17 protein-coding genes are annotated in these 16,535 nt (G+C 72.3%); 7 read left to right on the forward strand and 10 right to left on the reverse strand.

Annotation, left to right across the window (positions count from 1 at the left end; genetic code table 11):
• Nucleotides 1-63: 63 nt before the first annotated feature.
• Complete coding sequence (pyk, locus tag LIX60_RS09010) at nucleotides 64-1,488, forward strand: pyruvate kinase (RefSeq protein ID WP_227957980.1); 1,425 nt, start codon at nucleotides 64-66, stop codon at nucleotides 1,486-1,488.
• Nucleotides 1,489-1,641: 153 nt separating this feature from the next.
• On the opposite strand, the gene LIX60_RS09015 is transcribed toward pyk, so the two are convergent.
• The 7 genes from LIX60_RS09015 to LIX60_RS09045 all read right to left on the reverse strand — a co-directional run bounded on the left by LIX60_RS09015 (nucleotide 1,642) and on the right by LIX60_RS09045 (nucleotide 8,779).
• Nucleotides 1,642-2,880, reverse strand: a complete 1,239-nt coding sequence (locus LIX60_RS09015; protein ID WP_227957981.1) for a hydrogenase expression protein HypF — start codon at nucleotides 2,878-2,880, stop codon at nucleotides 1,642-1,644.
• A 73-nt stretch (nucleotides 2,881-2,953) separates the two neighbouring features.
• Nucleotides 2,954-3,475 carry a DUF6114 domain-containing protein gene (locus LIX60_RS09020; protein WP_019709967.1) on the reverse strand — a complete coding sequence of 174 codons (522 nt, stop codon included), beginning with the start codon at nucleotides 3,473-3,475 and terminating at the stop codon, nucleotides 2,954-2,956.
• Nucleotides 3,476-3,563: 88 nt separating this feature from the next.
• Nucleotides 3,564-4,199, reverse strand: coding sequence for a DUF6230 family protein (locus LIX60_RS09025; protein WP_227957982.1), 636 nt, complete (start codon nucleotides 4,197-4,199; stop codon nucleotides 3,564-3,566).
• A gap of 771 nt (nucleotides 4,200-4,970) precedes the next feature.
• On the reverse strand, nucleotides 4,971-5,942 hold the full coding sequence (locus tag LIX60_RS09030) for a tetratricopeptide repeat protein (protein ID WP_227957983.1): 972 nt from the start codon (nucleotides 5,940-5,942) through the stop codon (nucleotides 4,971-4,973).
• A 136-nt stretch (nucleotides 5,943-6,078) separates the two neighbouring features.
• A complete protein-coding gene (locus tag LIX60_RS09035; protein ID WP_227957984.1) occupies nucleotides 6,079-7,779 on the reverse strand; it encodes a methylmalonyl-CoA mutase in 1,701 nt (566 codons plus the stop codon).
• A gap of 79 nt (nucleotides 7,780-7,858) precedes the next feature.
• The gene (locus tag LIX60_RS09040; RefSeq protein ID WP_227957985.1) at nucleotides 7,859-8,191 is read right to left on the reverse strand and encodes a DUF3817 domain-containing protein; all 333 of its coding nucleotides are present in this window, start codon (nucleotides 8,189-8,191) and stop codon (nucleotides 7,859-7,861) included.
• Between the two features lie 78 nt (nucleotides 8,192-8,269).
• Entirely contained in the window at nucleotides 8,270-8,779 is a 510-nt protein-coding gene (locus tag LIX60_RS09045; protein WP_043459688.1) for a MarR family winged helix-turn-helix transcriptional regulator, read from the reverse strand.
• A 164-nt stretch (nucleotides 8,780-8,943) separates the two neighbouring features.
• On the opposite strand from LIX60_RS09045, the gene LIX60_RS09050 reads away from it, so the two are divergent.
• The gene (locus tag LIX60_RS09050; protein WP_227957986.1) at nucleotides 8,944-9,978 is read left to right on the forward strand and encodes a DUF5937 family protein; all 1,035 of its coding nucleotides are present in this window, start codon (nucleotides 8,944-8,946) and stop codon (nucleotides 9,976-9,978) included.
• Nucleotides 9,979-10,023: 45 nt separating this feature from the next.
• Here the strand turns inward: LIX60_RS09050 and LIX60_RS09055 are convergent, their stop codons facing one another.
• A complete protein-coding gene (locus tag LIX60_RS09055) occupies nucleotides 10,024-10,368 on the reverse strand; it encodes a DUF3817 domain-containing protein (RefSeq protein ID WP_019709973.1) in 345 nt (114 codons plus the stop codon).
• 258 nt (nucleotides 10,369-10,626) lie between these two features.
• On the opposite strand from LIX60_RS09055, the gene LIX60_RS09060 reads away from it, so the two are divergent.
• The 4 genes from LIX60_RS09060 (at nucleotide 10,627) to LIX60_RS09075 (ending at nucleotide 13,305) form a co-directional block, all read left to right on the forward strand.
• Complete coding sequence (locus tag LIX60_RS09060) at nucleotides 10,627-11,265, forward strand: AIM24 family protein (protein WP_227957987.1); 639 nt, start codon at nucleotides 10,627-10,629, stop codon at nucleotides 11,263-11,265.
• Nucleotides 11,265-11,915, forward strand: coding sequence for an AIM24 family protein (locus LIX60_RS09065; protein WP_227957988.1), 651 nt, complete (start codon nucleotides 11,265-11,267; stop codon nucleotides 11,913-11,915). Before LIX60_RS09060 ends, LIX60_RS09065 begins: the two co-directional genes overlap by 1 nt.
• Nucleotides 11,912-12,697: an AIM24 family protein gene (locus LIX60_RS09070; RefSeq protein WP_227957989.1), complete on the forward strand. Its 786-nt coding sequence runs from the start codon at nucleotides 11,912-11,914 to the stop codon at nucleotides 12,695-12,697. The genes LIX60_RS09065 and LIX60_RS09070 overlap by 4 nt, the downstream gene beginning before the upstream one ends.
• 134 nt (nucleotides 12,698-12,831) lie before the next feature.
• The gene (locus tag LIX60_RS09075) at nucleotides 12,832-13,305 is read left to right on the forward strand and encodes a MarR family winged helix-turn-helix transcriptional regulator (protein ID WP_043459671.1); all 474 of its coding nucleotides are present in this window, start codon (nucleotides 12,832-12,834) and stop codon (nucleotides 13,303-13,305) included.
• A gap of 11 nt (nucleotides 13,306-13,316) precedes the next feature.
• On the opposite strand, the gene LIX60_RS09080 is transcribed toward LIX60_RS09075, so the two are convergent.
• Nucleotides 13,317-14,777 carry a cell wall metabolism sensor histidine kinase WalK gene (locus tag LIX60_RS09080; RefSeq protein ID WP_227957990.1) on the reverse strand — a complete coding sequence of 487 codons (1,461 nt, stop codon included), beginning with the start codon at nucleotides 14,775-14,777 and terminating at the stop codon, nucleotides 13,317-13,319.
• On the reverse strand, nucleotides 14,777-15,436 hold the full coding sequence (locus LIX60_RS09085; RefSeq protein WP_227957991.1) for a response regulator transcription factor: 660 nt from the start codon (nucleotides 15,434-15,436) through the stop codon (nucleotides 14,777-14,779). The genes LIX60_RS09080 and LIX60_RS09085 overlap by 1 nt, the downstream gene beginning before the upstream one ends.
• Before the next feature lie 105 nt (nucleotides 15,437-15,541).
• Here LIX60_RS09085 and LIX60_RS09090 point away from each other — a divergent pair, with 105 nt between their 5' ends.
• Nucleotides 15,542-16,372 (forward strand): PepSY domain-containing protein, encoded by an 831-nt coding sequence (locus LIX60_RS09090; RefSeq protein WP_227957992.1) that lies wholly within the window; start codon nucleotides 15,542-15,544, stop codon nucleotides 16,370-16,372.
• The last annotated feature ends 163 nt before the right edge of the window (nucleotides 16,373-16,535 follow it).

Consider the following 16,535-nt stretch of genomic DNA (forward strand, 5'->3'; position numbering starts at 1 on the left):
GCGTCAGCACAGGATCAGGACAGGAATATTCCGCTCCGAAACAAACCCGATAGGATGGCCCCCATGCGCCGTTCCAAAATCGTCTGCACCCTGGGCCCAGCCGTCGACTCCTACGAGCAGCTGAAGTCGCTGATCGAGGCCGGTATGAACGTGGCCCGCTTCAACATGAGCCACGGGAGCCACCCGGAGCACGAGGAGCGGTATCACCGCGTCCGGAAGGCGTCGGAGGAGACCGGCCGGGCGGTCGGCGTGCTCGCCGACCTCCAGGGGCCGAAGATCCGGCTGGAGACCTTCGCCGAGGGCCCGGTCGAGCTGGTCCGCGGGGACGAGTTCACCATCACCACCGAGGACGTCGCGGGCGACAAGTCCATCTGCGGCACCACCTACAAGGGCCTGCCGGCGGACGTCTCCAAGGGCGAGTCCATCCTCATCAACGACGGCGCGGTGGCGCTGCAGGTGACGGAGGTGGACGGGCCGCGGGTCCGGACCATCGTCATCGAGGGCGGGGTCATCTCCGACCACAAGGGCATCAACCTGCCGGGCGTGGCGGTGAACGTGCCGGCGCTGTCGGAGAAGGACGTCGAGGACCTGAGGTTCGCGCTCCGGCTCGGCTGCGACATGGTGGCGCTGTCCTTCGTCCGGGACGCGTCGGACGTCCGCGACGTGCACCGGGTGATGGACGAGGTCGGCCGCCGGGTCCCCGTCATCGCCAAGGTGGAGAAGCCGCAGGCGGTCGCCAATATGGAGGAGGTCGTGATGGCCTTCGACGGCGTGATGGTCGCCCGTGGCGACCTGGCCGTCGAGTATCCGCTGGAGAAGGTCCCGATGGTGCAGAAGCGGCTGGTGGAGATGTGCCGCCGCAACGCCAAGCCGGTGATCGTCGCCACGCAGATGATGGAGTCGATGATCAACTCCTCGCGGCCGACCCGCGCCGAGGCCTCCGACGTGGCCAACGCGATCCTGGACGGCGCGGACGCGGTGATGCTGTCGGCCGAGTCCTCGGTCGGCAAGTACCCGATCGAGACGGTCAAGACGATGTCCCGCATCGTCGAGGAGGCCGAGCAGGAGTGGCTCAACCGCGGCCTCCAGCCGCTGGTGCCCGGCAAGAAGCCACGCACCCAGGGCGGTTCGGTGGCCCGCGCGGCCTGCGAGATCGCCGACTTCCTGGGCGCCAAGTCGCTGGTGGCGTTCACCAAGTCCGGTGACACCGCCCGCCGGCTGTCCCGCTACCGGGCGAGCCAGCCGATCCTCGCCTTCACCACCGACCCGGCGACCCGCTGCCAGCTCGCGCTGAGCTGGGGCGTCGAGACCCACGTCGTCCCGCATGTCGACAACACCGACGCGATGGTGGACCTGGTCGACGCGGAGCTGCTCAAGCTGCACCGCTACAACGAGGGCGACACCATGATCATCACGGCGGGCTCCCCGCCCGGCGTGCCCGGCACCACCAACATGGTCCGGGTCCACCACCTGGGCGCCCAGGGCTGAGACCCGCTCCCCCGGGCCGGGCAGCGGCTCCGCGCCGCCCCCGTCCCCCCGCACCACGCAGCGTGGGCCGCCCCGTCCGGGGCGGCCCACCTGTCGTCTCGCGCCTTCCGGGAGCGGGGTAACCGTGCCCGGGGAGCGGTGTGGCGTTCCGTCTCAGCCTCCGTCGTACATCTTCATGCCGGGGACCGTCAGGTCTCCGCCGAACTGGCCGGCCTGGGTGACCTTCACACCGGTGAAGAAGACCTCGGGGAGGTTCAGCGGCGGCGGGCTCTTGGGGCTGAAGGTGATCGGGATGATGCCCAGGAGGTTGCCCTTGAGCTCCTCCGTGTACATGGTCACCGTGCCGCCCCGGATCGTGGAGTTGCTGCCCTCCGCGGCCTTCACATGGGTGGTGCTGCCGCCGGGGGCCTGGACCATCTGGTGGAGGTCCCGGATGTCCACGCCGGTGGCGGTGAACTTCAGGACTTCCTTGACCTTGCCGCTCCAGGTCCTGACCTTGACGATGCCCTGGTAGTCGAGGCCGTGCAGCGAGAGCTTGCTGCTCTCCAGGATCCACGGCTCGTCGGGCAGCAGGGCCGGGGTCGGGTCGACCTCCGCGTCGGCCAGGGCCTGGGCGTCGTACTCGGGGCAGGGGAACGGCTGCAGGCCGTCCTCGGCGGTCGGCGAGGGGGACGGGGTGGCCGCGTCCTTGGCGTCCTCGGCCGCCTTCTCCGCGGCCTCCCTGGCCTCCGCGGCCTTCTCCTCCGCCGTCCCGGCGGCCGATCCGGCGGCGTCCGCGACCTCGTCCACGGCCTCGTCCACGGCCTCGTCCACGGCCTCGCCGGCGCTCTCGCGCGCCGAGTCCGCGGGCTCCTCCGCGTCCGCGGAGGGCTCCGCCGACGGGGTGACGCTCGGAGAGGCGGTGGCCGAGGCCTCGGCGGTCTCCTCCTCGCCGCCGCCGGTGAAGAAGTCGTTGATCTTCTCACCGATGCCCAGCGGGTCGAGCGGGTTCCTCGTCTCGGACTCCGACGGGGACGGCTCCGGCTCCGGCGACTCCTCGGCCGCGGACCCGGACGCCTCGGAGGACTCCGCGGACCCGCCGTCCTCCGCACTCGGGGCGGGCTCCGGCTCCGGCGCGCCGCCGGACGACGGCTCGGGGGCCGGCTCGGACGTCTCCGGCGCGGCGGCGCCGTCCTTCTCACCCGCGGCCCGGTCGTCCGTCTTCCCGTCCTCGGCGGCCTTGCCGTCCTCGTCCGGCTCGTCGGGCTGCGACACGCACTTGCCCGGCTTGAACTTGGGCTGCGGGTCGGCCTGGGCCAGCGGGGTGCTGAGTCCCATGCCCACGAGCACGGCGGTCGGCATGGCCGCCAGGGCTATCGCCCGGCCGGCGGGCATGTGCAAACGCGTGAGCATCGACTTTCTCGGGGCCGCGTGGCGCGGCCCTTCTGCTGCGCGACGGCGGCTCTCGCCGTCGAGCCGAGCCTCGTCAGCCCGCACGGTGCCTCCCCTTCTCGGATTCTTCGTCCGCCCAGACGCCGGCCGCGGCCGGTTCCGGCGCGGAGGCACCGTCCTCGCTCTCCGGCACCCTCCGGGGTGCGGGTTCCTCCTCGGGCTTCTTGCCGGGCGCCCAGGCGATGGCCAGGGCACCACCGATGAGAGCGGGCAGGAAGCCCAGCAGGAAGCCTCCGATGTTGGAGACCACCAGCGAGACCAGTGCGAGCATGATCGCCGCGACGCCGGCGAAGGTCTTGGCGACGGACTGGTACCACATCGTCAGGCCCAGGACGACCAGGAGAACTCCGATGACCAGCGAGCCCGCGCCCGCCGTGGTCGCCATACGGATCGTCAGCTGTCCGACGGTGAGATTCGCGTACGGGAAGTACGCGATCGGCAGTCCGCCCAGCAGTGTCAGCAGGCCCGCCCAGAAGGGCCGGTTGCCACGCCAGACGCGGAAACGAAGCCTCCAGTAGTGGAATCGGCCGCTCGGACCCGGTGACTCGGCGCTCATGGAAAACAGCTCCCTGGTGCGGGCATTGCTCAAAAAGTGAGGAAGTGGGCGGGCGGGGGGCGAAGCCCCCGCCCGCCCGGGCGAGTGCTTAGTAGCACTCCTTGACGCCCCTGTGCAGCTTCATCGAGAGGCCGCTCAGCTTGAAGGTTCCGGCGCTGGTCGCCCAGGCCGTCTGCTTCACGTTCTTCAGGATGGCCTTGTCGGCCTCCTGGGCGAATCCGAACGGGTTCGCCTGCTCCTTGCCGCCCTTCATGCCGGGGCCCTTGGTGCTGGACCCGGCGGCGACACCGATGTTGATGTTCTTGAACGTCGCGTCGGCGTTCAGGTCGGCGACATCGATGTAGAGGTTGTCGGCGGCGACGGCGGTGCCGTTGCCACCGGCCTTCAGCTGCAGCGACACCGAGCCGAGACCGGGGATGCCCGGCGTGACCACCGACTGGCACATGTTGGTGATCTCGGCGTGCTTGAACGCGGAGACCGCCACCGGGTGGGCGGTGTCCTTGCCCTCCAGGGTCTTGCCCGTCGCGATCGCGCCGTACTGGACGAAGCCTTCACCTTCGAGGTGGTCGGCCGTCACCTTGAAAGACTGCCCGGAAACACTGAAGGACGCCGCCAGCGCGCCCTGCGCCATCGCGATGCCCACCGCGGCGGTGGCCGCCACGCTGGGCACCATCACCACGGCGAACCGCTTCCATCTGGTCCCGCCACGCACCTGGGACTCCATGACTTTCCTCCTTCTCGGACGTACATCTCCGGCCGGGGGAGCCCCTGGCCTGGGATGGGAGAAGTGCTACGTCCTCGGAAAGGAGAACGCCGTCTCGGAGACGGAAACGTGTCCGAAACCCGGCGATCACCCCCGAGCGACAACCACTGGCCACGCTCTCGCGCAACCTCCTGGACAGGACCCGCTCCGCGGCGGGTACCCCCCTGTCCAAGGCCGGCATCACCCACGCCGGCCTGCCCGGTGGGGACCCGTCCCGTGGCACCGGCTGGATGCGGTACTGCGGGACGAGACCGAGCGTGGCCGATCGTGGTGCATATCCGTCTGTCACACAAGGGGTTCATTACTTGCGAGTAATGAGCAGATGACGAGCGCCGGTCCGGACCGCCCGGATCCGGCACTGTCGGTCGTCGCGGTTCGTCACGGCACTTCCGGAATGACCGGACAGAACCGGACGAAGGAACGACCCTCTCTTACTGGCAGTAACAGCGGAGGTCATCACCAAGTTTTGGCAAAGTGCCGTCTCCGAGGTGTGGAGATCCGGACATCCGGCAATGCGAGCCCGGCCGCCGGAGGGTGCGGTACCGGCCAGGCGCCGGCGCGGGGGCCGGACGGCACAGCGGGGCCGGACGGCACAGCGGGGCCGAACGGCGGCCACCCGCGGGGGTCTCCCCGCCGGTGGCCGCCGTCCGGCCCCGCGTTGTCACCTTTCGCCTTCGGCCCGGAAGGACGCGCTCCGGCGCCCGTCCTTCCGGGCCGTGCCCGGGCCCGCGCCTAGAACAGCACGCGCGCCAGCGCGGTCCGGGCCTTGGTCACCCGCGGGTCGTCCGCCCCGATGACCTCGAAGAGCTCCAGCAGACGCAGTCTCGCCCGCTCCCGCTCGTCACCGGCGGCGCGCCGGACCGTCTCGACCAGCCGCCCGAAGGCGTCCTCGACGTGCCCGCCGACCAGGTCGAGATCGGCGGCGGCGATCTGGGCGTCCACGTCCGCCGGGTTGTCGGCCGCGGCCTTCCGCGCGGCCTGCGGGTCCGCGCCCTGCACCCGCTGGAGCAGCTCCGCCTGGGCCAGGCCGAGCTTGGCCTCCGGGTTGGCCGGGTCGTCGCTGAGGACGTTCCGGTAGGCCTGGATCGCGCCGCCCAGGTCGCCGGCGTCCAGCGCCTCGTGGGCCGCCGCGAGCGCCGCGTCGTACGGGCCCGCGGGCGGCTCGGGAGCGGGCTGCTCGGCCGCGCCCTCCTCGCCCGCCCCGAGGGGTTCGCCGACGATGCCGAAGCGCTCCTCGGCCACCTGGATCAGCTGGTCCAGCACCTGCCGGATCTGCGCCTCGGGGGCCGCCCCCTGGAACAGCGGCAGCGCCTGCCCCCCGACGACGGCGAAGACGGCCGGGATGCCCTGGACTCCGAACTGCTGGAAGAGCATCTGGTTGGCCTCGACGTCGACCTTGGCCAGGACGAAGCGGCCGCCGTACTCCGCCGCCAGCCGCTCCAGCACCGGGCTGAGCTGCTTGCAGGGCTCGCACCACTCGGCCCAGAAGTCGATGACGACCGGCACCTGGGCCGACCGCTGGAGCACCTCCCGCTCGAAATCCGCCTCGTTGACATCGATCACGGCGGCCGGAGGCGCGGCAGCCGTCCGGCCCTCGCGGGCCGCCTCGGCGCGCGCCTGCTCCGCCTTCTGCCTGGCCTCCCCGGCGGCCTTCACGGCGGCGAGGTCGACCACTCCACTCATGGACATGTTCCGTGGCTGCATGGGTACATCCTCCCCTCTCCGGGCGCCGATCGGAAAAGCGCCGTGAGACCGCACGCGGATCCGGCCGTCCGTACGGCCCCCGGAGCCGCGGCGGGCGCGGGGACCGGCGGGGACGGACGGCCGGAGGACCGGGCTGTCAGAAGCCGGCCGGCTCCGTGTAGACGCCCCACTCCTCGCGCAGCACGCCGCAGATCTCGCCGAGCGTGGCCTCGGCCCGTACGGCCTCCAGCATGGGCTCGATCATGTTGCCGCCGTCCCGGGCCGCCGCGAGCATGGCGTCCAGGGCAGCCCGGACCGCGCCGTCGTCACGGGCCGCCTTGCGCTCCGCGAGCACCCGGACCTGCTCCCGCTCGACCTCGTGGCTGACCCGCAGGATCTCCAGGTCGCCGGTGACGGAGCCGGTGTGGCAGTTGACGCCGACGACCTTCTTGTCGCCCTTCTCCAGCGCCCGCTGGTACGCGAAGGCGGCCTCGGCGATCTCGCCGGTGAACCAGCCGTCCTCGATGCCGCGCAGGATGCCCGAGGTGACCGGCCCGATCGGGTGCTCGCCGTTCGGCACGGCCCGCCGGCCGCGCTCCTTGATCTGTTCGAAGATCTTCTCGGCGTCGGCCTCGATCCGGTCGGTCAGCGCCTCGATGTACCAGGAGCCGCCGAGCGGGTCGGCGACGTTGGCGACGCCGGTCTCCTCCATCAGCACCTGCTGGGTGCGGAGCGCGATCTCGGCGGCCTGCTCCGAGGGGAGCGCCAGGGTCTCGTCGAGGGCGTTGGTGTGCAGGGAGTTGGTACCGCCGAGGACGGCGGCGAGCGCCTCGACCGCGGTCCGTACGACGTTGTTGTACGGCTGCTGGGCGGTGAGCGAGACCCCGGCGGTCTGGGTGTGGAAGCGCAACCACTGCGCCTTCTCCGTCTTCGCCCCGTAGACGTCGCGCATCCAGCGGGCCCAGATGCGGCGCGCGGCGCGGAACTTGGCGATCTCCTCGAAGAAGTCGAGGTGCGCGTCGAAGAAGAAGGACAGGCCGGGCGCGAAGTCGTCCACGTCCAGGCCGCGGGAGAGGCCCAGTTCGACGTAGCCGAAGCCGTCGGCGAGGGTGTAGGCGAGCTCCTGCGCCGCCGTGGAGCCGGCCTCGCGGATGTGGTAGCCGGAGACGGAGAGGGGCTTGTACGCGGGGATGTTCCGCGCGCAGTGCTCCATCAGGTCGCCGATGAGGCGCAGATGCGGCTCGGGCTGGAAGAGCCACTCCTTCTGCGCGATGTACTCCTTGAAGATGTCGGTCTGCAACGTGCCGTTGAGGACGCCGGGGTCGACGCCCTGCCGCTCGGCGGCGACGAGGTACATGCAGAAGACCGGGACGGCGGGGCCGCTGATCGTCATGGAGGTGGTGACGTCGCCGAGCGGGATGTCCTGGAAGAGGACCTCCATGTCGGCGGCGGAGTCGATGGCGACGCCGCAGTGGCCGACCTCGCCGAGCGACTTGGGCTCGTCGGAGTCGCGGCCCATGAGGGTCGGCATGTCGAAGGCCACCGAGAGGCCGCCGCCGCCGGCCTCCAGGATCATCTTGTAGCGCTCGTTGGTCTGCCGGGCGTTGCCGAAGCCGGCGAACTGGCGGATGGTCCAGGTGCGGCCGCGGTAGCCGGTCGGGTGGAGACCGCGGGTGAAGGGGTACTCCCCGGGCCAGCCGATCCGCTCGAACCCGGGCACGGCGCTGCCCGGGGGCGGGCCGTACACGGGGTCGACCGGGTCGCCCGAGAGCGTGGTGAAGTCTGCGTCCCGCTTGCGGGCCGCGTCGTACCGGGCCTGCCAGCGGCGGCGGCCTTCTTCGAGAGCGTCGGAGTCCATGCCGCCAATTTACTTGGACGTCCTACTATCTGTCGATGGCAGCCCGCCGCGGACCACGGGCCCGCGGCGCCCGGCCGCTCTACGCCTCGGCCGCCACCGGGGTGCCGTCCGCGACGAGCGGTTCCACCTCGCGGGTGATCCTGCGCTCCACGAAGAAGGCGGCGAGCGGGATGGTGCCGGAGAGCAGCACCCAGAGCAGCTTGCCGAAGCTCCACTTGGCCTTGGAGCCCAGGTCGAAGGCGAAGATCAGATAGATGATGTACAGCAGGCCGTGCGTCTGGGACACCACGAAGGTGAGGTCCTCGCCGCGGCCGAAGCCGTACTTGAACACCATGCAGGTGCTGAGGACCAGCAGCATGACGGCGGTGACGTAGGCCATGACCCGGTACCGGGTCAGCACGCTCTTCTTCATGCCGTCGAGCCTAACCGGAGCCCGCGGCGAGCCCGCCGCTGCCCCGGCTCCGCCCGGACCCGGGCCGGCGGCCCGCGCTCACTCCTCCTCGAAGTCGCCGGCCGCGACGCGCAGCGGGCGGAGCAGCGCGAAGATCTCGGCGCACTCCTCGGCGTCGTACACGCCCAGCCCGAAGTCCATCGCCATCAGATCGCGGGTGGCGGCCTCCACGACCTCGCGCCCCTTGTCCGTGATGGTCGCCAGGGTGCCGCGGCCGTCGTTGGGGTTCGGCCGCTTGGCCACCAGGCCGGAGCGGACCAGCCGGTCGACGGTGTTGGTGACGGAGGTGGGGTGGACCATCAGCCGCTCACCGATCTTGGACATCGGGAGTTCGCCGGCCTTGCTGAAGGTGAGCAGCACCAGGGCCTCGTACCGGGCGAAGGTGAGGCCGTACGGCTTGACGACGGCGTCCACCTGCCCGAGCAGGATCTGCTGGGCCCGCATGATCGAGGTGATGGCGACCATGGACGGTACGGATCCCCATCGCTGCTTCCAGAGTTCGTCGGCTCGGGCGATCGGGTCGAACGACAGGCTGAGCGGCTTCGGCACGCCTCGACCTTACCGGCCGGTCATATGGTGGTCAGCCCCGTTCCGCATACCGGTCAACCCGGTGTGCGGGAAGACCGGCCGGGCATGTGCCCCCGGCCTCGGGGTAGATCATCCCCGACATGCTTTCGGACAGGAACGAAAACCTGGCGGAGAGGGCGGACCCTATGCCGTTCCATCTGCGATGCGGGCCCGACGACGCGCAGCACTGCCGGTTCGCGGTCTCCCCGCTGTGGGAGACGCGGAGCGCCGTGCGCGCCCTGGACCGCCCCGGTCCGCCCGGCGCCCGGCTTCCCTGGCTGCGCAGGATCCAGGTGGCGGCCTCCGGGCTGAACCTGGCGCCGCTGTCGCTGCTGACCCCGGCCCACGGCTGCGGCCCCCGCTTCCTCGCCCCGCGCCCCGCCGACCCGTACACCCGGATCGAGGACGAACTGGCCCGGGTCCGGGCGACGGACCCGGCCGTGGCCCGGGTGGAGCTGGAACGCGCGCTGGCCGCGACCCCGGGCGCGGCCGTCAGCCTGCGCGGACGGCGGATGCTGGAGGACCCCGGCCGGGCCGTCAAGGAGCTGGCGGACCTGCTGGAGCTGGCCTGGCGGGCGCTGATCGAGCCGGACTGGCCGCCGCTGCACGCCCTGCTGGAGGCCGACGCCGCCTTCCACGCGCGACGGCTGTCCGGCGGCGGGCCGGAGGGACTCTTCGCCGAACTCCACCCGGACGTGTCCTGGAGCGACGGCACGCTGACGGTCGCGCACGCCGAACCTGCGGAGCACGGGACGGACGGCGGGGAGAGGGCCGAGCGGGCCGAGCGGGCCGAGGGGACGCACGGCGCGGACGGGACCGGCCTCCTGCTCGTCCCCAGCGTCTTCTGCCGGCCGGGCCCGGCCGCCGGCGCCGGGGTGCCGTGGGACCGGGCGCTGGTCTACCCGGCCCGCGGCCTCGGCGGGCTGTGGGAATCCTCCTCCGGCGAGCAGCCGCCGGAGGTGCTCTCCCGGCTGCTCGGCCGGGGCCGCGCGGCCGTCCTCACCGCGCTGGAGGAGCCGGCGAGCACCACGGGCCTCGCCCGTCGGCTGGGCCTGGCGCCCTCCTCCGTCTCGGCGCACCTCTCGGCGCTGCGCGACGCGGGCCTGCTGACCTCGCACCGCTACGGCCACCAGGTGCTGTACGAGCGCACGCCGCTCGGGATCGCGCTGGCGGCGGGCTGACGACCGCTGGAGGGCGGATCGTCCCCCGCGACCGGCGGAATCGCCTCAGGCGTTGACGACACCCTCGCGGCGGGCCCGGGCGGCGATGACCCCGGCCTCCTCCTCGCGGCGCAGCATCCGCTCGGCCCAGAAGCCGCCGACCGGGATCAGCGAGAGCACGAAGTAGACCAGCGGCTGCTTCACCGGCCACTTGGTGCGGTTCCAGGCGTCGGCCAGGAAGAGCAGGAAGAGGATGACCAGCACACCGTGGATCGCGCCCATCACCGGCACCGCGTTGAAGTCGGTGGTGCGCTTGAGCACCGAGCAGACCAGGAGCAGCAGGTAGGAGACCGCCTCCACGGCGGAGACCAGGCGGAGTCGGCGGACGGCGGATGCGGTCTTGATGTCCACGGGCGGGAACCTCTTTCCGGACGGAACGGGGGGCTGGGGTCGGGGGTGGGACCGGGCCCCGGGGTGCGGGCCGGGTCCGGGGGTGCCCATGCGGCGAGCGGCTTGTGAACGCCCGCACAAGCGCGGTCCATTCTGACAGCCGCGCCGGGCGGACGGCCGCCCGGGTGGGCCGGTGTGACATTCCCTACGGCCCGCGGTCCGGCTCTCGTACGGGAGATCCCCTGTCGGTACTCCCCCGGGGCGGATACGGTCGGGGCTGTGGCGCAATTCCGACTGCAAGGCAGCAAAGTACTCGCCGTCGACCTGGCCGGAGAGGCCGTCAAGGCGAAGAACGGCGCGATGGTGGCCTACGACGGCCGTATGGACTTCAAGAAACTGAGCGGAGGCGGCGAGGGCCTGCGCGGCATGGTCACCCGCCGGCTCACCGGTGAGCAGATGGAGCTGATGGAGGTGCGGGGGCAGGGGACCTGCTGGTTCGCCGACCGGGCCACCGAGATCACCCTCGTCCCGCTGCACGGCGACACGCTCCATGTGGAGGCGAGCAATCTGCTCGCGGCCGACGCCGGGCTCCGCACCGGCACGACCTTCACCGGACTGCGCGGGGCGGCCCAGGGCAACGGCCTGTTCACCACGGTGGTCGAGGGCACGGGCCAGGCGGCGATCATGTCCGACGGGCCGGCGGTGGTGCTGCGGGTGTCGCCGGCGTATCCGCTGCGGGTGGACCCGGGGGCGTACGTCGCCCACTCCGGCAAGCTGCGGCAGGAGTTCCAGTCCGGGGTGAACTTCCGCACCGTGCTGGGCGAGGGTTCCGGGGAGTCGTTCCAGATCCGCTTCGAGGGCGAGGGGCTGGTCTATGTGCAGCCCAGCGAGCGCAACACGGTCGGGGGGCAGCTCTGATGCCGTTCCGGGAGATCAACTCCAAGATGGTCGAGGCGCGGATCACGCCCGGCCGGCGGCTGTTCAGCCAGCGCGGCGCGATGCTCGCCTACCGGGGGCAGGTCAGCTTCACGCCCAGCATCGCGGGCGGGCAGGGCGGGGTGATGTCGATGATCGGCCGCCGGGTGGCGGGCGAGGCGGCGCCGCTGATGACGGTCGAGGGCGACGGCACCGTGATGTTCGGGCACGGCGGCCACCACATCCAGGTGATCGAGCTCTCCGGCGACACCCTCCATGTGGAGGCGGACCGGCTGCTGGCGTTCGACGGAACGCTCCAGCAGAAGCCGGTGTTCCTGGGCTCGCAGGGCGGGGTGATGGGCATGGTGCGGGGCCAGGTCACCGGCCAGGGGCTGTTCACCACCACCCTGAGCGGCCACGGATCGGTGGCGGTGATGGCCCACGGCGGCGTCATCGAACTGCCGGTCTCCCCGGACCGTCCGGTGCACGTCGACCCGCAGGCGTACGTCGCCCACCACGGCGACCTGCGCAACAAGCTCTCCACGGCGCTGGGCTGGCGGGACATGGTCGGCCGCGGCTCGGGAGAGGCCTTCCAGCTCGAACTCTCGGGCACCGGCGCGGTGTTCGTCCAGGCATCGGAGGAGAAGCTTTGACCGGTCCGGCCGTCTTCGACCCGCAGTCCCTGCCGGCCGACGACAACGTCAACTCCTACACCTTCTGTGTGGACCTGAACGGCCAGTGGTTCCTGCAGAAGGGCAAGATGATCGCCTACTACGGCGAGATCGCGTTCGACGGTGTCGGCCACGGCCGCCTCGACCGGCTGGTCGCCGGCAGCTTCCACTCCCCGCTGCACGCGGCGGACTGGGTGGTGGCCGAGGGCCGGGGCAAGATGCTTCTCGCCGACCGGGCCTTCGATGTCAACTCCTACGACCTGGAGGACGGCAACCTCACCGTCCGGTCGGGCAATCTGCTGGCCTTCGAGCCGGGGCTGTCGCTGAAGCAGTCGATCATCCCGGGCTTTCTCACGCTGATCGGGACGGGGAAGTTCGTGGCCGCGTCGAACGGCCCGGTGGTCTTCGTGGAACCGCCCGTCCGGGTCGATCCGCAGGCGCTCGTCGGCTGGGCGGACTGCCCCTCCCCCTGCCACCACTACGACCACGGCTATCTGCGCGGGGTGCTGGGCGGCGTACGGGCCCTGACCGGGCTCGGCGGGGCCTCCGGTGAGGAGCACCAGTTCGAGTTCACCGGGGCCGGGCAGGTGCTGCTGCAGTCCACCGAGCAGCTGATGGACGAGCTCGCCACCGGCGCCGTCCCCGGGGAGCCGGGCGTTCCCGGGGGCGGCCCCTCCGGCGGCCCGGGTTCCGGCTCCCCGGCGCCCCAACTTCCCCAGCTGCCGGGCGGCCTGGGAGGACTCCAGCGCCGCTTCGGACTGTAAACGCGGGTCTCCGGAGTGTAACGTTTCGAACGCGTGCCCGCACCGAGCAGTTGCACGAGGGAACACCGGGGGCGGTGCGAAGCAAGCAGTCCGCCATTGGTCCGTATTTCAACTTTAATAGGTAGAATATTCATATGGAGACCGAGACGGCCACCCGCTGGCTCAGCGATGAGGAACAGCGTGCCTGGCGCACCCACCTGGACGTCAGCAAACTGCTGATGCACCAACTGGAGAAGGATCTGCAGCCGTTCGGCCTGACCATCAACGACTACGAGATCCTGGTGAACCTCTCCGAGTCCGAGGAATCGCGGATGCGAATGAGTGATCTCGCCGGCGCCACCCTCCAGTCGAAGAGCAGGCTCTCCCACCAGATCACCCGCATGGAGAACGCGGGCCTCGTCCGGCGGGAGAACTGCGAGTCCGACCGCCGGGGGCTCTACGCCGTTCTGACCGACCACGGAGCGCAGGTCATGCGCGAGGTCGCACCGCACCATGTCGCGTCCGTACGGCGGCACTTCATCGACCTGATGCCTCCCGCGGAGCTGACGGCCCTGCGCGAGACGCTCACCCCGGTCGCGGAGCACCTCCGCGAGCAGCGCGCCGGCTGACCGGCCGCCGGTCACCGCCCGGACCCGGCGTCCGGGCCGCTGCCGCTCACGGAGACCCCGGCGAGCGGCAGCCGCAGCCGGAACACCGCGCCGTCGGCCACCACCAGCGTGCCGCCGTGGCGCAGCGCGATGTCCCGCGCGATGGCGAGGCCCAGTCCGGCCCCGCCGTCGTCGCGGCTCCGCGCGTCGTCGAGGCGGACGAACCGTTCGAAGATCCGCTCGCGCTGGTCCGGGGGCACCCCGGGCCCGTCGTCCGACACCTCCAGCACCGCCCAGGCGCCGTCGCGCCGCAGCGAGACGCCCACCTCGCGGCGGGCATGACGCCGCGCGTTGTCCAGCAGATTGCCCAGCACCTGCGCCAGCCGGCCGCGCGACCCGGTGACCTCGCACCCCGGCTCCACCGCCACCCGCACCGGAAGGCGGTCCCGGCGCTGGGCGACCTCCTCCCGCACCAGCGTCCCGAGGTCCACCACCCGGTCCGGCGGGCGCTCCCCCGCGTCCAGCCGGGCCAGCAGCAGCAGATCCGCGGCCAGTGCCTGCAGCCGTACGGTGTCGGCGACGGCGCCCGGGACGTCCAGCAGCTCCGGGTGCGCCTCCCCCACCTCCAGCTGCGTGCGCAGACTGGCGATAGGGCTGCGCAGCTCGTGCGAGGCGTCGGCGACGAACTTCCGCTGCCGCTCCACGGAGGACTCCAGGGCCGTCAGGGTCTCGTTGGTGGTCCGCGCCAGCCGTTCGACCTCGTCACCGGAGCCGGCCACCGGCACCCGGCGGGAGAGATCGGCCGAGGCCGTGATCGCGGCCATCTCGCGGCGGATGCCCTCCACGGGGCGCAGGGCGCGCCGGGTCGTCTGCCAGGTCGCGGCCGCCACCACGGCGAGCAGCAGGGGCAGCCCGGCCAGCATCGCCGTGCGGACCGTGCCCACCGCCTCCTGCTCGGTGGCGAGCGGGGCGCCCGCGTGGACGGTCACGGTCTCGCCCCGCGGGGTGGTGGCCTCCACCGAGGCGAAGCGGTAGGCGGCTGTTTCACCGTCCACGGTGGCGGTGCCGGAACGGGTCCCGGTGTCCTCCGACACCTCGCCGCTTCCGGGGTCGTCGTCATCGTCGGCGCGGCCGCCGTGGTCGTCGTCGCGGTCGTCGTCATCGTCACCCGTGGGGGACGGGCCGGGCTCGGGGGTGACACGGGCGCTGCCGGTGCCGGTCACCGCCTCCAGCCCCTCACTGGCGGCGCGCAGCCGCCCGTCCTCGTCCACCACCTGCACCGGCTGCTCCCGGTCCGGCAGAGCCAGGCTTCCGTACGCCCGTCCCGCGGCCACCTGGGAGGCGATCTCCCGGGCCGCCAGCCGTGCCTCCAGATCGGCCCGGCCGAGCAGGTTGTCCCGCAGCACCCACAGCACGGCGGCCCCCGCGGCGACGAGGGCGACGGTGACGACGAGCGTGGCGCCCAGCGCGGCCTTCGCCCGTACGCTCCTCATCACCGGTCCACCAGCCGGTAGCCGGCCCCGCGCACCGTGGCGATGCGGGAGGAGCCGAGTTTGCGCCGCAGGGTGCTGATGTACACCTCGACGATGTTGGGGTCGCCCTCATAGGCGAAGTCCCAGACGTGCTCCAGGATCTCGCCCTTGGACACGACCTCGCCCGCCCGCACCGCGAGCTGCTCCAGCACGGCGAACTCCTTCGCGGTGAGGGTGATCTCCTCGTCCCCGTGCCGCACCCGGCGGGCCGCGGTGTCCACGGTCAGCGGCCCGGCGGTCAGCACCGGGGACGCGGTGCGCCCGCGCCGCCGCAGCAGCGCCCGGACCCGGGCCACGAGCACGACGTAGGAGAACGGCTTGGTCAGATAGTCGTCGGCGCCCGTGTCGAGGCCCTCCGCCTCGTCGTACTCGCCGTCCTTGGCGGTCAGCATCAGGATCGGGACCTCGGCGCCGGCGGCGCGCAGCGCGGCGCACACGCGGTAGCCGTTCATCCCGGGCAGCATGATGTCGAGCACCACCAGGTCGTGGACTCCCTCCAGCGCCCGGTGCAGCCCTTCCGGGCCGTCGTGGACGACATCCACGGCGAAGCCCTCCGCCGTGAGCCCTTTGGCCAGCGACAGAGCCAGCCGTTTCTCGTCCTCCACGATCAGCAGGCGCACGAGCCCAGTCTCGCGCACCCCGCCTGAAGGGAATTTCAGGTGGCTTCAGCGGGGCTTCAGCATCGTCCCGGCACGGTGGGCGCCACACCGACACGGGAGGCACCCATGAAGCGGAACATTCTCATCGCGGCCCTCGCCGCCACCGTCCTGGCCGGCGGCGGAACGGCGGCGGCCGTGGCGGCCGCCGGGGACGGCGGGGCGGCCGGGGACGCACCGTCACGGCCGGGCGCGGCGGCCGGCGAGGGCTCGGAGGACTCCGGACGGTCCGGCGACGACGACCGGGAACGGGCCGGGGCCACCCGGACCACCGTGGCCGAAGCCGTCCGCGCGGCGCTGGAGGCCCGCGCCGGCACCGCAGCCTCCGCCGAACTGGACGACGAGGACGACCGGCCGGTCTGGGAGATCGAGGTGCTGGACCGGAAGGGCACCTGGTACGAGGTCCGGGTGGACGCGGGCAGCGGCAAGGTGACGGGCGTCGCCGAGGACGACGAGGACGGAGACGGGGACGGGGCCGGCGGCGACCGCGGCGAGCGGGAGTCCCTCCAGCGGGCCGCCACGGACCTCGGCAGTGCCGCCGGCGCCGCGGTGAAGCAGACACCCGGCACGGTGACCTCGGTCGAGTTCGAGGGGCGGGACGACCACGGGGACACGGGCCGCGCCGGCGGATGGGAGGTCGAGATCCTCGGGAAGGACGGCACGGAACGCGAGGTCCGGGTGGACGCCGAAACCGGGAAGGTCACCGGCGCCGGAGCGGCCGCCCAGGACTCCGGCGACGACCGGGACGGCCGGGACGGCCGGGACGGCCGGGACGGCCGGGAGGACCGCGACGGGGATGACCGGGAGAGCGGGAAGGACGACGACCGCAACGGCCGGGACGACGACAAGCACCACGACCGGGAGGACGACGACCGGGACGACAGCCGCTCCGACGGCTGACCGGCCCGCGGCCCGGGTCACCGGACACGGCGCCCCGGTCCGGGCACACGGCAAGCGCCACGGCATCCGCATCCGCCACACGACAACGGCGGCGCCGGTCCCGCACGGACCGGCGCCGCCGTTCGTGGTGCTCCGCCACCCCGCGCCCGGAGCGCGGCGGCCG

Origin of the sequence: Streptomyces sp. S07_1.15 (genome assembly GCF_020739505.1) — a bacterium.
GTDB lineage: Bacteria > Actinomycetota > Actinomycetes > Streptomycetales > Streptomycetaceae > Streptomyces > Streptomyces xinghaiensis.

What these genes read in the sequence shown, in the direction of transcription:
- LIX60_RS09035 (WP_227957984.1), bottom strand. Translation starts at nt 7,779, where the DNA reads ATGGACTCCGACGCTCTCGAAGAAGGCCGCCGCCGCTGGCAGGCCCGG.
- LIX60_RS09025 (WP_227957982.1), bottom strand. Translation starts at nt 4,199, where the DNA reads ATGGAGTCCCAGGTGCGTGGCGGGACCAGATGGAAGCGGTTCGCCGTG.
- LIX60_RS09015 (WP_227957981.1), bottom strand. Translation starts at nt 2,880, where the DNA reads ATGCTCACGCGTTTGCACATGCCCGCCGGCCGGGCGATAGCCCTGGCG.
- LIX60_RS09090 (WP_227957992.1), top strand. Translation starts at nt 15,542, where the DNA reads ATGAAGCGGAACATTCTCATCGCGGCCCTCGCCGCCACCGTCCTGGCC.
- LIX60_RS09050 (WP_227957986.1), top strand. Translation starts at nt 8,944, where the DNA reads ATGCCGTTCCATCTGCGATGCGGGCCCGACGACGCGCAGCACTGCCGG.
- LIX60_RS09030 (WP_227957983.1), bottom strand. Translation starts at nt 5,942, where the DNA reads ATGCAGCCACGGAACATGTCCATGAGTGGAGTGGTCGACCTCGCCGCC.
- LIX60_RS09020 (WP_019709967.1), bottom strand. Translation starts at nt 3,475, where the DNA reads ATGAGCGCCGAGTCACCGGGTCCGAGCGGCCGATTCCACTACTGGAGG.
- pyk (WP_227957980.1), top strand. Translation starts at nt 64, where the DNA reads ATGCGCCGTTCCAAAATCGTCTGCACCCTGGGCCCAGCCGTCGACTCC.
- LIX60_RS09065 (WP_227957988.1), top strand. Translation starts at nt 11,265, where the DNA reads ATGCCGTTCCGGGAGATCAACTCCAAGATGGTCGAGGCGCGGATCACG.
- LIX60_RS09075 (WP_043459671.1), top strand. Translation starts at nt 12,832, where the DNA reads ATGGAGACCGAGACGGCCACCCGCTGGCTCAGCGATGAGGAACAGCGT.
- LIX60_RS09040 (WP_227957985.1), bottom strand. Translation starts at nt 8,191, where the DNA reads ATGAAGAAGAGCGTGCTGACCCGGTACCGGGTCATGGCCTACGTCACC.
- LIX60_RS09080 (WP_227957990.1), bottom strand. Translation starts at nt 14,777, where the DNA reads ATGAGGAGCGTACGGGCGAAGGCCGCGCTGGGCGCCACGCTCGTCGTC.